This is a genomic window from Trinickia terrae (genome assembly GCF_005144415.1).
In the GTDB taxonomy this organism is placed as follows: Bacteria; Pseudomonadota; Gammaproteobacteria; order Burkholderiales; family Burkholderiaceae; genus Trinickia_A; species Trinickia_A terrae.
Window position 1 is genome coordinate 34,051 of the sequence record NZ_SWJE01000018.1, and the last position, 16,848, is coordinate 50,898.

Consider the following 16,848-nt stretch of genomic DNA (forward strand, 5'->3'; position numbering starts at 1 on the left):
CCGGCGACCGCCGCCCTCGCCACATGCCGCGAGCCACGACCCGCCCGTCGCGCCGAACGGCCCTCTTCCCTCTTTGAGCGCGCAACGCCCGCCCGCCATGTCCCGTCCGACTCCCACCGATGACACCACGCGCATCGCCATTGCCGGCGCTCCGTTCGCGCCGCTCTTTCCGTCCAGCCTCAGCGGACGCGAGGCGATCAGCGCCGTCGCCGAGTTGAGCGTTCGCGCGTTGGGCGCCTCCCCGCCCGCCGCGCTTTCGAGCATGACCGGACAGCATGCGACGCTCTCGCTCGTCTGGGGCGAAACGCCACGCCTCATCGATGCGGTCTGCGTGCGCGCCGCGCAGTTGCCGTCCACGGTGGACGGCAGCCACTACGCGCTGGAGTTGCGCTCCTGGCTCTGGCTGCTGACGCTCGCGGCGAACAACCGCATTTTCCAGAGCAAGACGACGCAGCAGATCATCGAAGCCGTGTTCAACGGCCACAGCATCAGCGACTTTTCGTTCTCGCTGACGGGCAGCTACGAGGCCCGGGCCTATTGCGTGCAGTACGGGGAAACCGACTTCGCGTTCGTCAGCCGGCTTTGCGAGGAGGAAGGCTGGTTCTATTTCTTCCGGCACGCAAGCGGCAAGCACACGCTCGTCATCGCGGACAGCAACGATGCGTTCGAGACGCTGCCCGGCGCGGCCACGCTCGCCTATGTGTCCGGCCACGCCGGCGAGCGCGAGGCAGGCCAGGTGCTCTACTGCGAGATCGTCGAGGAAACCGTGACCGGCGCCTTCGCCAATTCCGACTACGCCTACCTGACGCCGGCCTCGCAGCTGTTCTCGCAGGCCGAGGCCGAATCGAACGCGCTGACGGTGTACGAGTACCCGGGGCGCTACGAAACCAGCACGGCCGCATCGGCGATCACCAAACGCCGCATCGACGCCTTGCGCAACGGCAAGCGCCGCCTCGTCGGTGAAAGCGATTGCCGCGCGCTGATGCCGGGCTACAAGTTCACGCTGAGCGGGCACGAGTCGGATAGCGCGAACATCGCGTGGGTCGTGTCGAGTGTCGTCCACGATGCCGGCCACGGCACGTACCGCAACCGCTTCGAGGCATTCGCGGCCGACGCCGCCTGGCGCTCCGCATGCACGACGCGCCGGCCCGCGATGCCCGCGCAGACCGCGACCGTCGTCGGCAAGGCCGGCGAAGAGCTGTGGACGGATCAGTACGGGCGAGTCAAGGTCCAGTTCCACTGGGACCGCGACGGCCAGAACGACGAGCAGAGTTCGTGCTGGATACGGGTCGCGCAGCCGTGGGCGAGCAAGCGCTTCGGCATGCAGTTCATGCCGCGCATCGGCGACGAAGTAGTCGTGACGTTCATCGACGGCGATCCGGACCGTCCGCTCATCACCGGCAGCGTCTACAACGGCGCCAATCTGCCGCCCTACACGCTGCCGGACAACCAGACGCAATCCGGCATCAAGACCAGCACGTCGAAAGGCGGCGCGGGCTTCAACGAACTGCGCTTCGAGGACAAGCAGGACAGCGAGGAAGTGTTCCTGCAGGCGCAGAAGGATTTGAAGGTGAACGTCCTGAACGATGCCACTTGGACCATCGGCCACGACGAGACGAGCACGATCCAGAATGCGCGCACGCATACGGTGAAGCAAGCCGACGACACGCTCGTCGTCGAGCAGGGCAATCGCAGCGCGACCGTGAAGACCGGTAACGAAACGGTCGATATCGCGGGGACGCGCACCGTGAAGGCGGGCGGCAACGAGACGCGCAAGGTCGGCGGCAACCTCGAACAGACCGTGTCGGGCAACTTCACGCTGACCGTCGACGGCAACCTGAGCATCAAGGTCACGGGCACGCTTACGCTGCAAAGCACCGGCGATTTGACCGCGAAAACCGATGGATCGATGACGCATCAGGCGGCGATCTCGCTGACCAACAAGGCGGGCACGTCGCTGACCAACAAGTCGGACGGCACGCTTTCGAACGAAGGGATGAGCGTCTCGAACAAGGGCTCGGCCGAACAGACCGTCGACGGCGGCGGCATGCTGACCGTCAAGGGCGGCATCGTCAAGATCAATTGAGGCGGCGATGGAGGGACTTCAGCAAGTTTCGTTCGCGAGCGGCGACTCGCGCATCGACGGCACGACGCTCGACGGCGCGCTGCATGGCACCGCTCGGATTCATGCGAACGGCGCGCCGGTGGCCGTGCTGAGCTACGTGCGCGGCGAGCTGCACGGGCCCGCGACGATGCTCCACCGGGACGGCACGCGCTCGGCGCAGCTCAACTATGCCGACAGCAAGCTGCATGGCAAGGCGACCTACTACCTGCCGGACGGCACGGTCCAGCGCGAGGCGCACTACGACCACGGCGTGCTGAACGGAGACAGCAAGACCTGGCTGCCCGACGGCACCTTGCTCGAGCACGGGAGCTACAAGCAAGGCAAACCTCATGGCGTTCTACAGCGCTTTCATCCGAACGGAAGGGTTGCGGAACGGCAGATATTCAGCGCGGGCAAGCCGGCCGGGCCGGCGGAGCGCTATGCGAGCGACGGACGGCCGCTCGACGCCGAGGGCAAGCCGATTTCGCGCTGGCGGCAATGGTGGCGCGGGATACACGGCACGCCGGAGGCTTCGGGCTGAGGTGTCACGGCACGAGCGTGGTGAACTGGCCCGGTTGCATCACCTTGATGACGCCGCCCCAGGTGCACATGAGCGTGCCTTGCGCGTCGAGCGCGGGCATGGAGCCGATCAGCGCCGTCGGCGCTCCGCCCGGAATCCACGGGGCGGCAGTGACGGGAACGCACGGCATCGGCGTGAGCACGCCCATCGCCGCGGCGGTGGCGGCGGCGACGGTGGGATTGGCCAGGCTCTGGCAGGGGCCGAACGGCGCGATGTTGACGATCGGAATGTTGTCCATGATGGTCGCCGCCGGCACGCCGCCGACCAGCGTGCGGTTAGTCGGCAAGACGTTCAGCACGCCGGGCGCTGCGCCGAACGAGCATTGAAGGTTGGCGCCGGAGCAGACTTGGGGACTGGACATGATGGCTCGCTGTGCTGGCCGGACTTGGCGATCGAAGTTCCCGCAGTGTAAATCTTTGGGGGGTAGACATGAGCGAGCTTTACGCTTACTTCCGGGGCAATAGCTTCCATGTGCGCGATCTGGATGGTCACCATTGGACAGTCAGACAGGGAAGAGCAACGGGAAAGGGAACGCGGATACCGAGCGACGGTTCACGCATCGACCCGGCAGAGGAACATGCGAAGCGCGAAGGCGCGCTGTCGCTGAAAAACGAGGTTGTCCCAAGGAAGACGGGCAGCGGTACGCACGGCCGCTTCGGAACATCTTCCGGCTGGGTGCCTCCGTGGATACGCGGCCCCGCCCACGGCATCGCCAATGTGCTTCTTCAAGAGGGTAGCTGGGCCTGGTACACCGGGTGGGGAGATGTGAAACGCCCACCGGCGAAGGAGGTCAAGCATGGCTACAGACCAAAGCGCGGTCACAAAGCGGCGATGGACGCCGCGACGCTCAAGGAATGCGGCCAAGCCCTGTCGGCTACGCAGTATGCGCGACTTCGCAGTAGCGGTCTCAGCATCACGAGCGGGCACGCATATATCGCTTACGAATGGTGTCATCTGGTAGCCCATGGAATGGGAGGATCGGACAGTCCGGACAACATTGTTGCGGCGACAGCGTTCCAGAATACCGAGCAATTGATTCTCGAGTGCGTCCTTTATGGCTATCGCATGGAGGGTCTGGAGGTCGAGGTTCAGGCGAAGCTGGCGAGGGGCTGGGAGCATTTGGGTGAATCCATCTGGTACCGCGTGAAGCTGGACGACCAAACGATTTACACAAGGACAATGGACTGTCGGCGCGCCACTCGCCCTGACTTCAAAGAGTATGGGGCCGTCGCCCGCGAGATGCGCAGGTACATCAACACCGCCCTTGAGAAGGCGTATCCCGCGGATCAAATGCGCATGGATGCGTGGGAGCTCGTTCAGTCACAGAGTCCTGACGAGGTGGATGAATCAGCAGGACTCTGGCAGAGCTTGACCGGTGGTTAGGATCTTCAGCTTCACCCAAGCTTGAAAACCGCTATCGCGTCACGCAACGCCCGCGATGGTCGACGCCGTGCTGGTCAACTGGGTGGCCTGCTTCGCGTTGTCCGCGTTCTGCCGGACAGTGCTCGCCAGCTCCGCCATGCTCGCCGCCGTCTGTCCGAGCGACGCGGCCTGCTCCTCGGTGCGCTGTGACAAATCGCTATTGCCTTGTGCGATTTCTCCCGCCGCGACCGAGATTGACTCGCTCGCGGTCTTGATGCCCTGCGCGATCCCCGTGAGCCGCTCTTTCATAGCGCTCAGCGAGTTATCGCGCAGCTCCCCAACGTGGGCGTTTTCGGCGCTGACTTGGAGCAGGCTGAAGACGCCCAGTGCAATCAGCAAAGCGATAACCGCCGAGAAGCCGAGAATTAGCTGAGTGACGACCTTCAGATTTCTAAAATTTAGATGGCATGGTTCGATAAATCGGTGATAAAAACCCATGCGAATCGCATAAAAACCGATTTCGCATCGACGTTTCATTCGCTGAATTGAACAATTAAAAATCCCTATTCCATTCATATTTAAATTCCATTGGAAGCACTTTCCCCTGCTGAATAGCATTCGTAGCAATTCAACGCGGCACCCTTCCCCACGGAGAAAGAATGAACAAGCAACGAATGCTCTCGCGCTGGTATGTTCCGGCCACGGTTGGCCTGCTGATGTCGTCGGCCGCATTCGCCGCGGCCTTGACGCGCGACAACGGCTCCCCGGTAGGAGACAACCAGAATTCGCAGACTGCCGGCCCCGAAGGCCCGACGTTGCTGCAGGATTCGCACTTGATCGAAAAGCTGCAGCGCTTCGACCGCGAGCGCATTCCCGAGCGAGTCGTGCATGCGCGCGGCACGGGAGCGTCCGGCGAGTTCGTGGCCGATGCGGACATTTCCGATTTGACCATCGCGAAGGTTTTCACGCCGGGCGAGCATACGCCCGTGTTCGTGCGCTTTTCGACGGTGATGGGCTATCGCGGCTCCCCCGAGCAAGCGCGCGATCCGCGTGGCTTCGCGACGAAGTTCTATACGAGCCAGGGCAACTGGGATCTGGTCGGCATCAACTGGCCGATCTTCTTCATCCGCGATGCCATCAAGTTCCCCGACTTCGTGCATGCGAACAAGCCGAGCGCGGTCACCGGCGTGCAGGACGCGAACCTCGCGTTCGATTTCTTCGCGCATACGCCGGAAGCCACCAGCATGCTCACCCATCTCTACACCGACGAAGGCATGCCGGATTCGTACCGGCATATGGATGGGTACGGCGTGCATGCGTTCAAGCTCGTCAACGCGAAGGGCGAAGTGCACTACGTGAAGTTTCACTGGAAGAGCGCACAAGGCGTGCACGGCATTCGCCCGCAGAACATTCCGACGTCGATCGGCAGCGACTGGAATCTGATGTCCAACGACCTGTACGGCGCGCTCAAGCGCGGCGACGATCCGAAGTGGGACCTGTACATCCAGGTGCTGACGCCGGCGGACCTTGACCGCTTCGACTACGACGCGCTCGACGACACGAAGGTTTGGTCCGACGTGCCCGAGCGCAAGATCGGCACGATGACGCTGAACCGCGTACCGGACAACTACTTCGAAACGAGCGAGGAGTCGGCGTTCGCGCCGTCGCGCATGGTGCCCGGCATCGAACCCTCCGAAGACCGGATGCTGCAGGGGCGGCTGTTCTCCTACGCCGACACGCAGATGTACCGCCTCGGCGCGAACTACAACGAGCTGCCGATCAACCGGCCGCGCGTGCCTGTCGTCAGCAACAACCAGGACGGCTTGATGAACGCCTCGGATCGCAAGGGCGAGATCAACTACGAGCCGTCGGGCTTGAGCGATGTCGCGCAGAGTCCTGCGTACAAGCCGGTGCAAACGCCGTTGCGCGGCACGACTCAGCAGGCCGCGATCCACAAGACGCTCGACTTCCGGCAGGCCGGCGAGTATTACCGCTCGCTGCCGAGCCAGGACAAGAACGATCTCGTGACCGCGCTGTCGGCCGACCTGAATCACGTGACGAACGACGACAACAAGTACACGATGCTGTCGTACTTCTACAAGGCGGACGCCGACTACGGCAAGCGGCTCGCCGTGGCGACCCACGCGGATCTCTCGCGCGTGCAGGCGAAGGCCGCCGCGTTGAGCGACAACTAAGACGCCCGTTCCGAACCGTTACGTAGCCGTCACGCGGCCCGCGCACGCGATGCGCGGGCCGCGTGACGGCAGTCACCGCCCCTTCCCATCGCATGAAAACCCGCCCTCTCCGCCTGCTCGCCATCGCGTCGATGCTCACATTTGCGCTGTTGCTCGGCGCATGCCATTCGTTGTCCGCGTTCCAGCCGCCCAGGCAAGGCGAGCGGACCGCCGACCTGCGCCGCTACGACGACGACTGGTTCGCGGCCGCCCGTCTCGGGCGCGTCGACATCCTGCAGGCCTTGCTCGACGCCGGCTATCCGATCGACGCGGCAACGCCGCAGGGCTATACGGCGCTGATCCTCGCGTCCTACGACGGGCAGCCGCTGGCCCTCGACTATCTGGCCGCGCGCGGCGCGAACCCGTGCCTCGGAGACCGCAACGGCAATACCGCATTGATGGGCGCGATATTCAAGGGCGAGCTGCCGATTGCCAAGCAGCTCTTGAATGCCGCCTGCCCGATCGACCAGGCCAACAACGCGGGAGAGACGGCCTTGTCGTTCGCCGCGCTGTTCGGCAGGCTCAGCCTGCTTCCCGAGCTGGTCAAGCGCGGCGCCGATCCCGATCACGCCGACGCACGCGGCAACACCGCGCTGCAAACGGCACGGACGCAAGGTAACGACGAGGCGTTCAATGCATTGATCCGCGCCGGCGCGACGCGATGATCGCCGCGATAACAGCAGCCTGTAAAACCTAGCAGGTTGCCCGAAATAATAAAAAGGGAAATATTTCGTCCCAGCCCTCACAAAATCGTGAGGGCTTTTTGCAAGGCCCAGCAAAAAAATTGGGCCACTAACGGGGACATTCGAATTGAACGTAATTTCTCGCCAGCAGGCGCATTCGCGCCTCTATTGCCCATTTGGATCGAATCGAACCGAACCGCCTTTTACCGGCAAGTAATCCCGCCCGGTCAGAACCAATAAATCGACACCCCTGACACCCAAAGGATCGTCCAAATGCCGACCGCCTCTTCGTCCGACAAGCTCGCCTACGGCTTCCCCACTCCCGGCCCGCAGAACCCCACCGGCCAGGAGGTCATGAATCACGTTTTCTTCCTGTCCAACGCCGGCTGGAAAGCCGCGCGCGAAACGAACGTCTACGACTACGTCATCGTCGGCTCGGGCTTCTGCGCGCTGGCCTTCGCCGAGCGCATGCTGAAGAACCGGCCGGCGAGCCGCATTTTGATCCTCGAGCGCGGTTCCTTCTTTCTGCCCGAGCACTTCCAGAACCTGCCCCTGCCGTACAAGGACACGCTGGGCGGCCTGTCCGAGACCTTCCCGTGGACCCTGTCGGCGACGACGGCCGAAGGCCTCGACGGCGGCTACATCCGCTGGCAGCACGGCATGGTGCCGTTCTTCGGCGGACGCTCCACGCTGTGGAGCGCCTGGTGTCCGCGCCCGACCGTCCAGGAGATGGACGGCTGGCCGGCCGAGACCATCCGCGCCGCGTACGAGAACTTCGCCTCGGCCGAGCGGCTCTTGCGCGTGCAGCCGGCCGACAAGATCGATGAGGGGCAGGACGCGGCCCAGCGGCGCCTGATCGCGGCCACGCGGCCCGTGTACGGCGAGCTTCAGAACCGCGTCCAGGGGCTGCTGGCGCAAGGCGCGACGAGCGTGCCGGGCATCTACCGCAGCGAGGCGGCGCCGCTCGCCAGCGCGGGGGAACAGGTCGACGGCATCGACTTCCAGAAATTCTCGACGCCCGGCGAGCTGCTGATGCTGACGGGCGAGCGCGGCGACGGCCATCCCGAGAGCCGCGTCGATATTGCCACCGAATGCGTGGTCGAGCACATCGTGCAGCAGAACGGCACGGCGACGGCGCTGCAGACCTCGCGTGGCGTGCTGCCGCTCGGCAACGCCAAGCTGATCCTCGCGATGGGCACGCTGCCGCCCGCCACGCTCGTGCGCAACGCGTTCCCCGATACGGCCAACGTCGGCGAGCGCTTCTCGGCGCACTTCATCACCTCGATCGTCGCGCGCGTGCCGAAGGAGGAACTCGACCCGCACGGCAAGTTCGGCGATCTCGAGATGAGTGCCTGCTATGTCGCCGGCACCGGCCCGCAGGGCTACTCGCAGCAGTACCACATCCAGCTCTCCGCGCTGTGGGATAGGCACCCGGTCAAGAACTCGGGCACCGCGCTGCGCTATATGCCCGACGTGGTGGCTACCGCCTCGATGGCGCAGTTGCTTTCGTCGGAAGGCTACGTCGTGTTCGTTTGCGCGGTGCTCGGCGAACTGGACTACCGCAACGACAAGAACTGGTTCCGCCGCAACGAGCAGGACGACGATCCGACGACGAATTCGCTGCTGCAGGTCGTCGAGAACAAGAGCGACGAGGAAACCTGGGACGCGATGGACGAAGGCGCCTTCGGGATTCTGGAAAAGGTGCTCTCGAGCGGGCACATCCAGTATTGGCACGGCTCGCCCGACGAGGGCGAGTGGACCACGGTGCGCCCCTCGCGCGACGAGCGCCGTGTGCCCGCGCTGGTGCATGAAAGCTCGACGCTGCATCTCGGCCGTGAGGCCAGCGCGCCGGTCGACCTCGATTACCGGCTCAAGGCGGCCGCCAACGTGTACGTCACGGGCGGCGGGTTGTGGCCGCAGGGCGGCTCGTGGAACCCGACCATGACGATGGTGGCGCTGGCGCAGGATCTTGCCGACAAGCTGAGCGCGGCTAAATAAACGAGGCCTTTTTGTTTCCTGCACCAAGCGTGATTCCGTAGCGCGCAGTGCGAGGCCCCCGGCTTGCGGAGCCGGGGGCCTTGGCAGGAAATTGGCTCACTGCGTGCGCAGCTTGGATGGCACATCAAACGGTGACGCCTGACCCCGGTCCAAAATCCGTACTGATCCATGTTGAAAAGCAAGCTCAAGAACAGCGTGATGGATAAACCCACGCGTGCCGCGAGTGGCCAGGCCATCCTACTTGGTAGTGCCGCGATCGCGACTCATGAAATACAGCGCCGAAACCAAACTCCCGACTATCAGAACGAATGCAACGGCAACCAGCAAAGTCTTCATTTTCGATTTTCAGAAAATTTCGCGTCGCCTTGTACGAGTGCGGCCAGCCTGCGCCGCTCGGTTGCGACGTCGCTTGTGCCGGTAGTCGGCCAATCCAGCGCGACGCCGTTCGCCAGTGACTCGCGAACGAGCGATTGATAGTCCCAGTCACTGATTCGTCCTCGGCGCATCGCCTCCGCAATCTCACCACGGAATCGCAACGGAAAGTTCCCATAGGCGTTCGACAAGGCCGCGTACTGCCGTGCATCGATCTCGCTGGAAGATGGAACGGCGGCCCAGATGACGACCGCGACGATCGCCGTTAGCGGAATGGCGGTATATCGAAGGATGAACTTGACTGGAGTCATGAAACTACAAATCTTGTGATTTCGATCAGTACGGCGGCGACTCGCAACGCCGATCAGGAATCGATGCGCGTACGTTCCTGGGTAACGCCGCGCAGTTGACATGCGGCGAGGATGCCTCGCAGTAAATCAACAGGAGATGGTGGGCATCCAGGGATCGTCACGTCGACCGGCAGGATGGATGACAGCGGCCCGCATACGGCGTAACTCTCGCCGAAGAGGCCGCCCGTGCAGGCGCATTCTCCGGTCGCCACGACGAGTTTCGGATGCGGTGTCGCGTCATAGGCCGCCAACACCGCGGCCCGCATGTTTAGCGTCACGGGGCCGGTCACGAGCAACAGATCGGCATGGCGCGGGCTCGCAACGAATTTGATTCCGAGCGATTCGATATTGTAATAGGGATTGTTTAACGCATGAATCTCCAGCTCGCAACCGTTACAAGAGCCCGCGTCGATCTGCCGGATGCACAATGCCCGCCCCATCAGGTCGAGGATGCTTTGCTGAATCTGCTGCGTCTCGTGACGCCACGAAGCTTCCGCCTGCGGAGCCTGCTCGTCAGGAAAATCCGTGCGCGCGAATCGTCGAATGAGCTGCCACATTACAGGTCGTGTCCCGCATAGTTCAGATTGAACGATTTGTTGATCAGCGGGAAATCGGGCACGATATTACCGATGATCGCGTGCTCGAGCGCCGGCCAGTTTTGCCACGACGGATCGTGGCAATGACAGCGCGCGATCGCGCCGTCCGCATCGATCTCAAGCGCGACAAATACGTCCCCACGCCAACCCTCGACCCAGCCCACGCCGCGTGCCGCCTCGTCGCCTGGCACCACGTCGACCGACAACAAGCCATTCGCTGGTCCGGCGAGCCAGGCTTGAATCAACCGCAGCGATTCATCGATCTCGGCAAATCGCACGGCCACGCGCGCCGCAACGTCGCCACGAGTATCACTCGCCGGCTCGACATGCACGGCGCCGTATGGCTCGACACGCATTGCAGCGCGCACGTCGAATGGCCGGCCACTCGCGCGTGCGGCCATGCCACGCACACCAAAATGCGCAGCGGCGTCCGCGCTCAGCCGCCCCGTTCCGGAGAAGCGATCCTGCAGGCCCGATTGCTCGTCGTAGATCTGGCGCAGCGCGCGCACGTCGCGAGACATCTTCTCGCACTGATCACGCATCGCATCGACGTGCTCGGGCGTGACGCCGACCGCCACGCCACCCGGTACGATCCGGTCCATCAAATAGCGATGTCCGAATACGCGATCGTTCATGCGTATCCAGTCTTCCTTGAGGCGAGAGAAGTGAGCGAGACCGAAGGCGAAGCCCGCGTCGTTGCCGAGCGCGCCGAGATCACCGAGATGATTTGCGACACGCTCGCGCTCGAGCAACAGCGCGCGGATCCGCAGCGCGTAGGCCGGTACCTCAATCTGGCATGCCTGCTCGAGTGCCATGCAGTACGCCCATGCAAATGCAACGGTCGAATCGCCGGCAATCCGTCCGGCGAGCCGGTGGCCGTTGAGCGCGGGCGTGCATTCGAACAGACGCTCGACGCCACGGTGAACGTAGCCGAGACGCTCTTCGAGGCGCAGCACCTTCTCGCCAACCACCGAGAACCGGAAATGTCCGGGTTCGATCACACCGGCGTGAATCGGTCCGACCGCGATTTCGTGTACGCCATCGCCCGCGACCTGCACGAACGGGTAGTCAGTTTCGCGCGACTCGAATCTCTCGATGCCCGACGCCTCTTTTAGCAACGGGAAATAGTCGCGGGGCCAATTGCCATGATTCAACCATGGACGTTCGTCCTGTGCACCGTGCGCCCGCAGGCCGGTCAGATCGTAAATCGCGCGCTGCATGCGGTTCGCATACGGAAACAGCCTGGACAGGTCCGGATAGCTGTCGTCCACCGTGAGCCGCACCCACAATACGCCGTCGACGCATTCGTATGCGGCGCTGACGGACCGTATCGACCCGGCCGTTTCGGTACCCCAAACTGCGATCAGACGGCCGCCTTCCGTGTGCGCCGTGCGTGCGAAGTCGCGCCATGCCGACGCATCAACGTCCGCGAACGCAACCGGTATCTGGCCGGCCGTGTGCATGACGCGGTTGTTTTGTACGCTATCGAGTCGCATCGTTCACCCCGCCAGCATCGTTGCGGCCTGGCGATACCACGTGGCCAAATAGGGTGGGACGTACAGGCCAAGCATGAGGCCGAGGCCCAAATGGACGAACACCGGTAGCAGCGCCGGTCGATGTTCGAGCGGCTTCGCGGTCGTCTCGCCGAACACCATGCCCTGCACGCGCAGGAAGATCGCCGCGAACGCGACGGCAAGCCCGAGCAACAACAAAGGCGCTGTCCACGGCAACTGGTTGATCGCCGTCGTCAGGATCAGAAATTCGCTCGCGAATACGCCGAATGGCGGCAGACCGAGAATCGCGAGCGCGCCGAGCATCATGCCCCATCCGACCGTCGGGCTGACCTGCAGCAGCCCCCGGATGCCATCGATGGCCTGGGTGCTCACCTTCTGCGCCGCATGCCCGACTGCGAAGAAGATTGCCGACTTGACGAGCGAGTGCACCGTCATATGCAGCAGCCCGGCGAACGTCGCAACCGGGCCACCCAGTCCGAACGCGAACGTCATCAGCCCCATGTGCTCGATCGATGAATACGAGAACAGTCGTTTGACGTCCTTCTGCCGAAATAGCGAAAACGATGCGATCAGTACCGACACGAGCCCGAATCCGACCAGCAGCCGTCCAGGCAGACCGTTGCCCAGCGCGCCGTCGGCCAGCACCTTGCAACGTAGGACCGCATAAAGCGCGACGTTGAGCAGCAATCCCGACAGCACCGCCGAAATCGGCGTTGGGCCTTCGGCGTGCGCATCCGGCAGCCAGTTGTGCATCGGCACGAGTCCGACCTTCGTACCGTAGCCAACGAGCAGGAACACGAAGGCGATCGACACGATCGTCGGATCGAGATGCATCTTAACCGCTGCGAGGCTCGTCCATAGCAGCGCATCGCCGGCGACGAGTTGCCGGCTCGCCGCGAGATACAGCAGGATCGTACCGAACAGCGCCTGAGCGATGCCGACGCCGCACAGAATGAAATATTTCCATGCCGCTTCGAGGCTGGCGGCCGTCCGGTAGACGCTCACGAGCAGCACGGTCGCAAGCGTCGCAGCCTCCATCGCGACCCATAGCACCCCAATGTTGTTGGTCAGGAGCGCGAGCAGCATCGCGAACATGAAGAACTGGTACATGCTGTGATAAAGACGCATGCGCGCCGCTGTCATCTTGCCGCGCGCTTCCTCGATCTGCATGTATGGCCGAGAGAACAGCGACGTTGTCCAGCCGACGAACGCCGTCAGCGCGACCAGATAGACATTGAACGGGTCGACGAAGAGCGTCCGCCCGGCGGCAAACGTCGGACCATGCTCGACCGTGCGTCCCGCGAGCAGCAGCGTAGCGAGTAGTGTCAGCAGGCTGAACCCGACGTTCAGGTTGCGCGCGACGTGGCTGGGCCACCCCCAAGCAAGCGTTGCGCCCGCGACGAGCGGAATGCCGAGCACGGCCAGCACGACGTGGGCGTCATTCATCTTTGAGTTTCTCGAGATGATGGATGTCGAGGCTGTCGAACTGTTCCCGGATCTGGAACATGAACACCCCAAGTATCAGGATCCCGACCAGCACGTCGAGTCCGATGCCCAGCTCGACGATCATCGGCATCCCATTGGTTGCCGCTGTCGCCGCGAAGAACAGGCCGTTTTCCATCGACAGGAAACCGATCACCTGCGGAATCGCTTGCGCGCGCGTGATCATCATCATGAATGACAGCAGCACGCAGGCAAGTGCGATACCCAGCGCACCACGTGCGACCGACGTTGCGAGCTGGCTGATCGGCGACGCGACGTTGAACGCGACGATCACGAGCACAATGCCGATCAGCAGCGTGGTCGGAATATTGATGAGCGGCTCGACGTCGGCCCGAACGTCGAGCTGGCGAACAAGCCGGTAGAGGATCCACGGAATCAGGCAAACTTTTAGTGCGAGCGTGAGCGCAGCGGAAACGTCGAGGTGCAGGTCGCCCGTCACGAAACCAAGTATCAGGTTCGCCGACACGAGCACCATGCCCTGCATGATATACAGATGTATCAACGACAGAATCCGGCGCTGGCTCAGCATCGCGAACGAGAGCAGCAGCAACACCGCCGCGAGGAAATTGATCAGTTGTGTCGCATAGCCGTGCATTCAAGCCTCCAGCAGAATGTGCACGAGCATGCCGATGACTGCGAGCAGGAATGCGGTCGCAAGGAATTCCGGAATTCGGAAGATACGCATCTTCGCGTTCGCGGTCTCGATCGCGGCGAGCGTCGCGCCCCCCACTATCAGCTTGACGAACAACGCCGGGATCGCGAGCAATAACGCGAGCGGATTGCCAGCCTCGGCAATGCCCCACGGCAGGAACAGCGCAAGGCCAATGCACGAGTATGCAAACAGCTTGAGACTTGCCGCCCATTCCATCAGCGCCAGGTGACGCCCCGAGTATTCGAGGATCAGCGCTTCGTGGATCATCGTCAGCTCGAGGTGGGTCGCCGGATTGTCGACGGGCAGTCGGGCGTTCTCGGCGAGTGAAACCAGCGTGAACGCGATGCCGGCAAACGCCAGACTCGGATAAATCACAAGCTCCCGACTCTTCAGCGTTGCAACGATACTGGTCAGGAGCGTCGATTGCGTGATCAGTGACGCCGAGAACAGCACCATCAGCAATGCAGGTTCCGCGAGAAAGCCGACCAGCATTTCCCGACGCGCGCCGAGCGTACCGAACGCGGTGCCGACATCCATCGCCGCTAGCGACAGCGTCACCCGCGCTAGCGCGAACAGGCCGACCAGCGCAATCGCGTCCGCGGCGGGAGAAAGGGGCAGTTCCGTCGATAACGTCGGAACGATCGCACAGGCGAGCGTCATGGCTGCCCATACGACGTAAGGGGCGCCGCGAAACAGCGGACTGGCATTGACGGCGACGACCGACTCCTTGTTGAACAGCTTGTGCAGCATCCGGTAAGGCTGCCAGATGCTCGGCGCGCGGCGGTTCTGCAGCCACGCGCGGCATTGATTGACCCAGCCCGTCAGCAAGGGAGCAGCGGCGAGCGCCAGCACGATCTCGAGGAGCTGCGATACGACGCCGGATACGGTCACCATCGTCTCACCAGTACCAAAAGTGCGATCAGCACGACAAAGCTGTAAGTCAGATAGATGGCGATCCTGCCGGTCTGCAACCGGCCGGTCCATTCGGACATGCGCTGCGTCAGCCTGGCGAGACGCTCATAGAGAGCGGGCCAGGTACGGTCAGTGATCGACATCCGATAGACGGGATGCGCATCGGAGGGCGACGGCAGTTGTCGCTCGATACGCAGGAGCGGCGAGAAAATCTCGCGAATCGGCTGGCCGAACCCCTCCGCCGTGTCCTGCATCCTCGCCGTCGTAAACGAAAAACCGCAGCTCCATGGTGCCGCCCGTCGCAACCGTCCGTGATAGAGGCGTTGCACCAGTACCCAAGCGAGCACGCAGCAAGCGACAAAGAACAGCATGAACACGAAGGGCATGTAGCTCGCACGGGCGGTCGAGACAGGCACGAACAGCAACCAGCCATGATTTTCAGCGGCAACGCCTGCGCCGACGAGCGACTGGGTCACCCGATCCAGCACTTTGACGAACTGGACTGGCAGCAATCCGAGCAACACGCTGGCGCCCGCGAACCAGCAGAATGCCAGCCGCTCCCATCCATTCGCGTCACGCGCGCGATTCAGTTTCGCCTCTCTCGGCTGCCCGAGAAAGACGATGCCGAAAAACTTGACCATTGCGTACCCGGCGAGCGCGGCGGTCATCGCAACCAGCGCGGCCACGATCGGCACCGTCATGCCGAGCACCGAATCGGGCAACCGAGGCGTGAACAGAAAGCTCTGCAGCAGCAGCCATTCCGCGACGAAGCCGCTCAGCGGTGGCAGACCCGCGCTTGCGGCGACGCCCACCAGTACGGCCCATGCCGTCCACGGCATGAAGCGAATCAGCCCACCCAGCTTCCCGAGATTGCGCTCGCCGGTCGCGTGCAGGACGGCCCCCGTGCCTAGGAACAGCAGGCTCTTGAAGGCCGCGTGTGCAACGACTTGATAGAGCAGCGCGGTCAACGCCAGCGCCGACAGAGCCGGCATATCGTATGCCCGGAACAGTACCGTCAGTCCCATGCTGACGAACATCAAGCCGACGTTATCGATCGACGAATAGGCGAGCAGGCGTTTCATGTCAGTCTGAATCGTGCTGAACACCACGCCGAGCAACGCTGTGGCGATGCCGAGCACAAATAGCAGCACGCCCCACCACGCAATTTGCACGTGCAACAAATCGAAGACGGTGCGCAGCAGGCCGTACAGACCGACTTTCAGCACGAATCCGCTCAGGAGCGCCGAGACGGGCGACGGCGCAGCCGGATGAGCGTCGGGCAGCCAGACATGAAGCGGGAATACACCCGCCTTCGTGCCGAATCCGACCAGCGCGAACAAAAAAGCGATCGACGCCCAGAATCCGTCCAGATGCTGCGCACGCATGTTGGCAAACGTATAGTCGCCGGTTCGCGCCTGGAGGATGCCAAAGCACAACAGGAGCGCGAGCGCGCCGACATGCGAAATCAGGAAATACAGATAGCCGGCCCGGCGAATCTCGGCAATCCGGTGGTTGCTCATCACGAGAAACGTGGCAGACAGCGTCAGCGTTTCCCACGCCACCATGAACACGTACGCGTCGTCGGCAACCAAGACCAGCGCGATGCTCGCGATGCAAACGTGGTATTCGAAGCAGATCAGCCCGGGGGCGGCGCCTTCGCCCTTGCGGAAATAGCCTGCGGAGAACGCACCGATACCCGCACTGACGACGCCCAGAACGAACAGGAAGTAGCCCGACAACCGGTCGAGCCGCAGATGAAACGGCAGAGTTGGTAAGCCCAGCGGTAACGTCCACGCCGACGGCTCCGAAAACACCCCCATCAGCCCTGTGCCGCCCAGCATCAGCCCGAACAGCGCGCCAAGTGGAAACAGCCCGTGCGCCACCAAACGCGTGCGATGCAGCATACCGAGCCCCAGCGCCCCAATCGCCAGCCAGGCGACCACGACCAGCAGGACGAAATGGACGACAGGCCCAGGCGCCATCCGGAA

At 63.1% G+C, this 16,848-nt stretch carries 14 protein-coding genes and 2 pseudogenes; 6 read left to right on the forward strand and 10 right to left on the reverse strand.

Annotated elements, in window-relative coordinates:
• Positions 1-97: 97 nt before the first annotated feature.
• Together FAZ69_RS27830 and FAZ69_RS27835 are read left to right on the forward strand one after the other, a co-directional pair.
• A complete protein-coding gene (locus tag FAZ69_RS27830; RefSeq protein ID WP_136898314.1) occupies positions 98-2,086 on the forward strand; it encodes a type VI secretion system Vgr family protein in 1,989 nt (662 codons plus the stop codon).
• Positions 2,087-2,093: 7 nt separating this feature from the next.
• On the forward strand, positions 2,094-2,645 hold the full coding sequence (locus FAZ69_RS27835; RefSeq protein WP_136898315.1) for a toxin-antitoxin system YwqK family antitoxin: 552 nt from the start codon (positions 2,094-2,096) through the stop codon (positions 2,643-2,645).
• A gap of 4 nt (positions 2,646-2,649) precedes the next feature.
• On the opposite strand, the gene FAZ69_RS27840 is transcribed toward FAZ69_RS27835, so the two are convergent.
• Positions 2,650-3,045, reverse strand: coding sequence for a DUF4280 domain-containing protein (locus FAZ69_RS27840; RefSeq protein ID WP_136898316.1), 396 nt, complete (start codon positions 3,043-3,045; stop codon positions 2,650-2,652).
• A 68-nt stretch (positions 3,046-3,113) separates the two neighbouring features.
• Between FAZ69_RS27840 and FAZ69_RS27845 the strand changes: the two genes are divergently transcribed.
• The gene (locus FAZ69_RS27845; protein WP_136898317.1) at positions 3,114-4,067 is read left to right on the forward strand and encodes a hypothetical protein; all 954 of its coding nucleotides are present in this window, start codon (positions 3,114-3,116) and stop codon (positions 4,065-4,067) included.
• Positions 4,068-4,118: 51 nt separating this feature from the next.
• Here FAZ69_RS27845 and FAZ69_RS34370 read toward each other — a convergent pair.
• Positions 4,119-4,367: pseudogene (locus FAZ69_RS34370) on the reverse strand (methyl-accepting chemotaxis protein); the annotation flags it as partial.
• Positions 4,368-4,720: 353 nt separating this feature from the next.
• On the opposite strand from FAZ69_RS34370, the gene FAZ69_RS27855 reads away from it, so the two are divergent.
• The 3 genes from FAZ69_RS27855 (at position 4,721) to FAZ69_RS27865 (ending at position 8,961) form a co-directional block, all read left to right on the forward strand.
• Complete coding sequence (locus FAZ69_RS27855) at positions 4,721-6,241, forward strand: catalase (protein WP_439654807.1); 1,521 nt, start codon at positions 4,721-4,723, stop codon at positions 6,239-6,241.
• Positions 6,242-6,333: 92 nt separating this feature from the next.
• The gene (locus FAZ69_RS27860; RefSeq protein ID WP_136898319.1) at positions 6,334-6,945 is read left to right on the forward strand and encodes an ankyrin repeat domain-containing protein; all 612 of its coding nucleotides are present in this window, start codon (positions 6,334-6,336) and stop codon (positions 6,943-6,945) included.
• A 291-nt stretch (positions 6,946-7,236) separates the two neighbouring features.
• Positions 7,237-8,961 (forward strand): GMC oxidoreductase, encoded by a 1,725-nt coding sequence (locus tag FAZ69_RS27865; protein WP_206171244.1) that lies wholly within the window; start codon positions 7,237-7,239, stop codon positions 8,959-8,961.
• Between the two features lie 173 nt (positions 8,962-9,134).
• On the opposite strand, the pseudogene FAZ69_RS27870 reads toward FAZ69_RS27865, so the two are convergent.
• From FAZ69_RS27870 to hyfB, 8 genes and pseudogenes are all read right to left on the reverse strand, one after another.
• Positions 9,135-9,297 (reverse strand): annotated as a pseudogene (locus FAZ69_RS27870) (DUF2909 domain-containing protein); the annotation flags it as partial.
• Positions 9,294-9,644: a hypothetical protein gene (locus FAZ69_RS27875; RefSeq protein ID WP_136898320.1), complete on the reverse strand. Its 351-nt coding sequence runs from the start codon at positions 9,642-9,644 to the stop codon at positions 9,294-9,296. The gene FAZ69_RS27875 and the pseudogene FAZ69_RS27870, both read right to left, overlap by 4 nt.
• Before the next feature lie 53 nt (positions 9,645-9,697).
• Positions 9,698-10,240, reverse strand: a complete 543-nt coding sequence (locus tag FAZ69_RS27880) for an NADH-quinone oxidoreductase subunit B family protein (RefSeq protein WP_136898321.1) — start codon at positions 10,238-10,240, stop codon at positions 9,698-9,700.
• Entirely contained in the window at positions 10,240-11,775 is a 1,536-nt protein-coding gene (locus FAZ69_RS27885; protein ID WP_136898322.1) for a hydrogenase large subunit, read from the reverse strand. Before FAZ69_RS27885 ends, FAZ69_RS27880 begins: the two co-directional genes overlap by 1 nt.
• A 3-nt stretch (positions 11,776-11,778) precedes the next feature.
• Positions 11,779-13,239: a hydrogenase 4 subunit F gene (locus FAZ69_RS27890; RefSeq protein WP_136898323.1), complete on the reverse strand. Its 1,461-nt coding sequence runs from the start codon at positions 13,237-13,239 to the stop codon at positions 11,779-11,781.
• Positions 13,232-13,891 carry a formate hydrogenlyase gene (locus tag FAZ69_RS27895; RefSeq protein WP_136898324.1) on the reverse strand — a complete coding sequence of 220 codons (660 nt, stop codon included), beginning with the start codon at positions 13,889-13,891 and terminating at the stop codon, positions 13,232-13,234. The genes FAZ69_RS27890 and FAZ69_RS27895 overlap by 8 nt, the downstream gene beginning before the upstream one ends.
• Positions 13,892-14,842, reverse strand: coding sequence for a respiratory chain complex I subunit 1 family protein (locus FAZ69_RS27900; RefSeq protein ID WP_136898374.1), 951 nt, complete (start codon positions 14,840-14,842; stop codon positions 13,892-13,894).
• The gene (gene hyfB, locus FAZ69_RS27905) at positions 14,836-16,842 is read right to left on the reverse strand and encodes a hydrogenase 4 subunit B (RefSeq protein WP_136898373.1); all 2,007 of its coding nucleotides are present in this window, start codon (positions 16,840-16,842) and stop codon (positions 14,836-14,838) included. The genes FAZ69_RS27900 and hyfB overlap by 7 nt, the downstream gene beginning before the upstream one ends.
• Positions 16,843-16,848: the final 6 nt, after the last annotated feature.

What these genes read in the sequence shown, in the direction of transcription:
- FAZ69_RS27830 (WP_136898314.1), top strand. Translation starts at nt 98, where the DNA reads ATGTCCCGTCCGACTCCCACCGATGACACCACGCGCATCGCCATTGCC.
- FAZ69_RS27835 (WP_136898315.1), top strand. Translation starts at nt 2,094, where the DNA reads ATGGAGGGACTTCAGCAAGTTTCGTTCGCGAGCGGCGACTCGCGCATC.
- FAZ69_RS27840 (WP_136898316.1), bottom strand. Translation starts at nt 3,045, where the DNA reads ATGTCCAGTCCCCAAGTCTGCTCCGGCGCCAACCTTCAATGCTCGTTC.
- FAZ69_RS27845 (WP_136898317.1), top strand. Translation starts at nt 3,114, where the DNA reads ATGAGCGAGCTTTACGCTTACTTCCGGGGCAATAGCTTCCATGTGCGC.
- FAZ69_RS27855 (WP_439654807.1), top strand. Translation starts at nt 4,721, where the DNA reads ATGCTCTCGCGCTGGTATGTTCCGGCCACGGTTGGCCTGCTGATGTCG.
- FAZ69_RS27860 (WP_136898319.1), top strand. Translation starts at nt 6,334, where the DNA reads ATGAAAACCCGCCCTCTCCGCCTGCTCGCCATCGCGTCGATGCTCACA.
- FAZ69_RS27865 (WP_206171244.1), top strand. Translation starts at nt 7,237, where the DNA reads ATGCCGACCGCCTCTTCGTCCGACAAGCTCGCCTACGGCTTCCCCACT.
- FAZ69_RS27875 (WP_136898320.1), bottom strand. Translation starts at nt 9,644, where the DNA reads ATGACTCCAGTCAAGTTCATCCTTCGATATACCGCCATTCCGCTAACG.
- FAZ69_RS27880 (WP_136898321.1), bottom strand. Translation starts at nt 10,240, where the DNA reads ATGTGGCAGCTCATTCGACGATTCGCGCGCACGGATTTTCCTGACGAG.
- FAZ69_RS27885 (WP_136898322.1), bottom strand. Translation starts at nt 11,775, where the DNA reads ATGCGACTCGATAGCGTACAAAACAACCGCGTCATGCACACGGCCGGC.
- FAZ69_RS27890 (WP_136898323.1), bottom strand. Translation starts at nt 13,239, where the DNA reads ATGAATGACGCCCACGTCGTGCTGGCCGTGCTCGGCATTCCGCTCGTC.
- FAZ69_RS27895 (WP_136898324.1), bottom strand. Translation starts at nt 13,891, where the DNA reads ATGCACGGCTATGCGACACAACTGATCAATTTCCTCGCGGCGGTGTTG.
- FAZ69_RS27900 (WP_136898374.1), bottom strand. Translation starts at nt 14,842, where the DNA reads ATGGTGACCGTATCCGGCGTCGTATCGCAGCTCCTCGAGATCGTGCTG.
- hyfB (WP_136898373.1), bottom strand. Translation starts at nt 16,842, where the DNA reads ATGGCGCCTGGGCCTGTCGTCCATTTCGTCCTGCTGGTCGTGGTCGCC.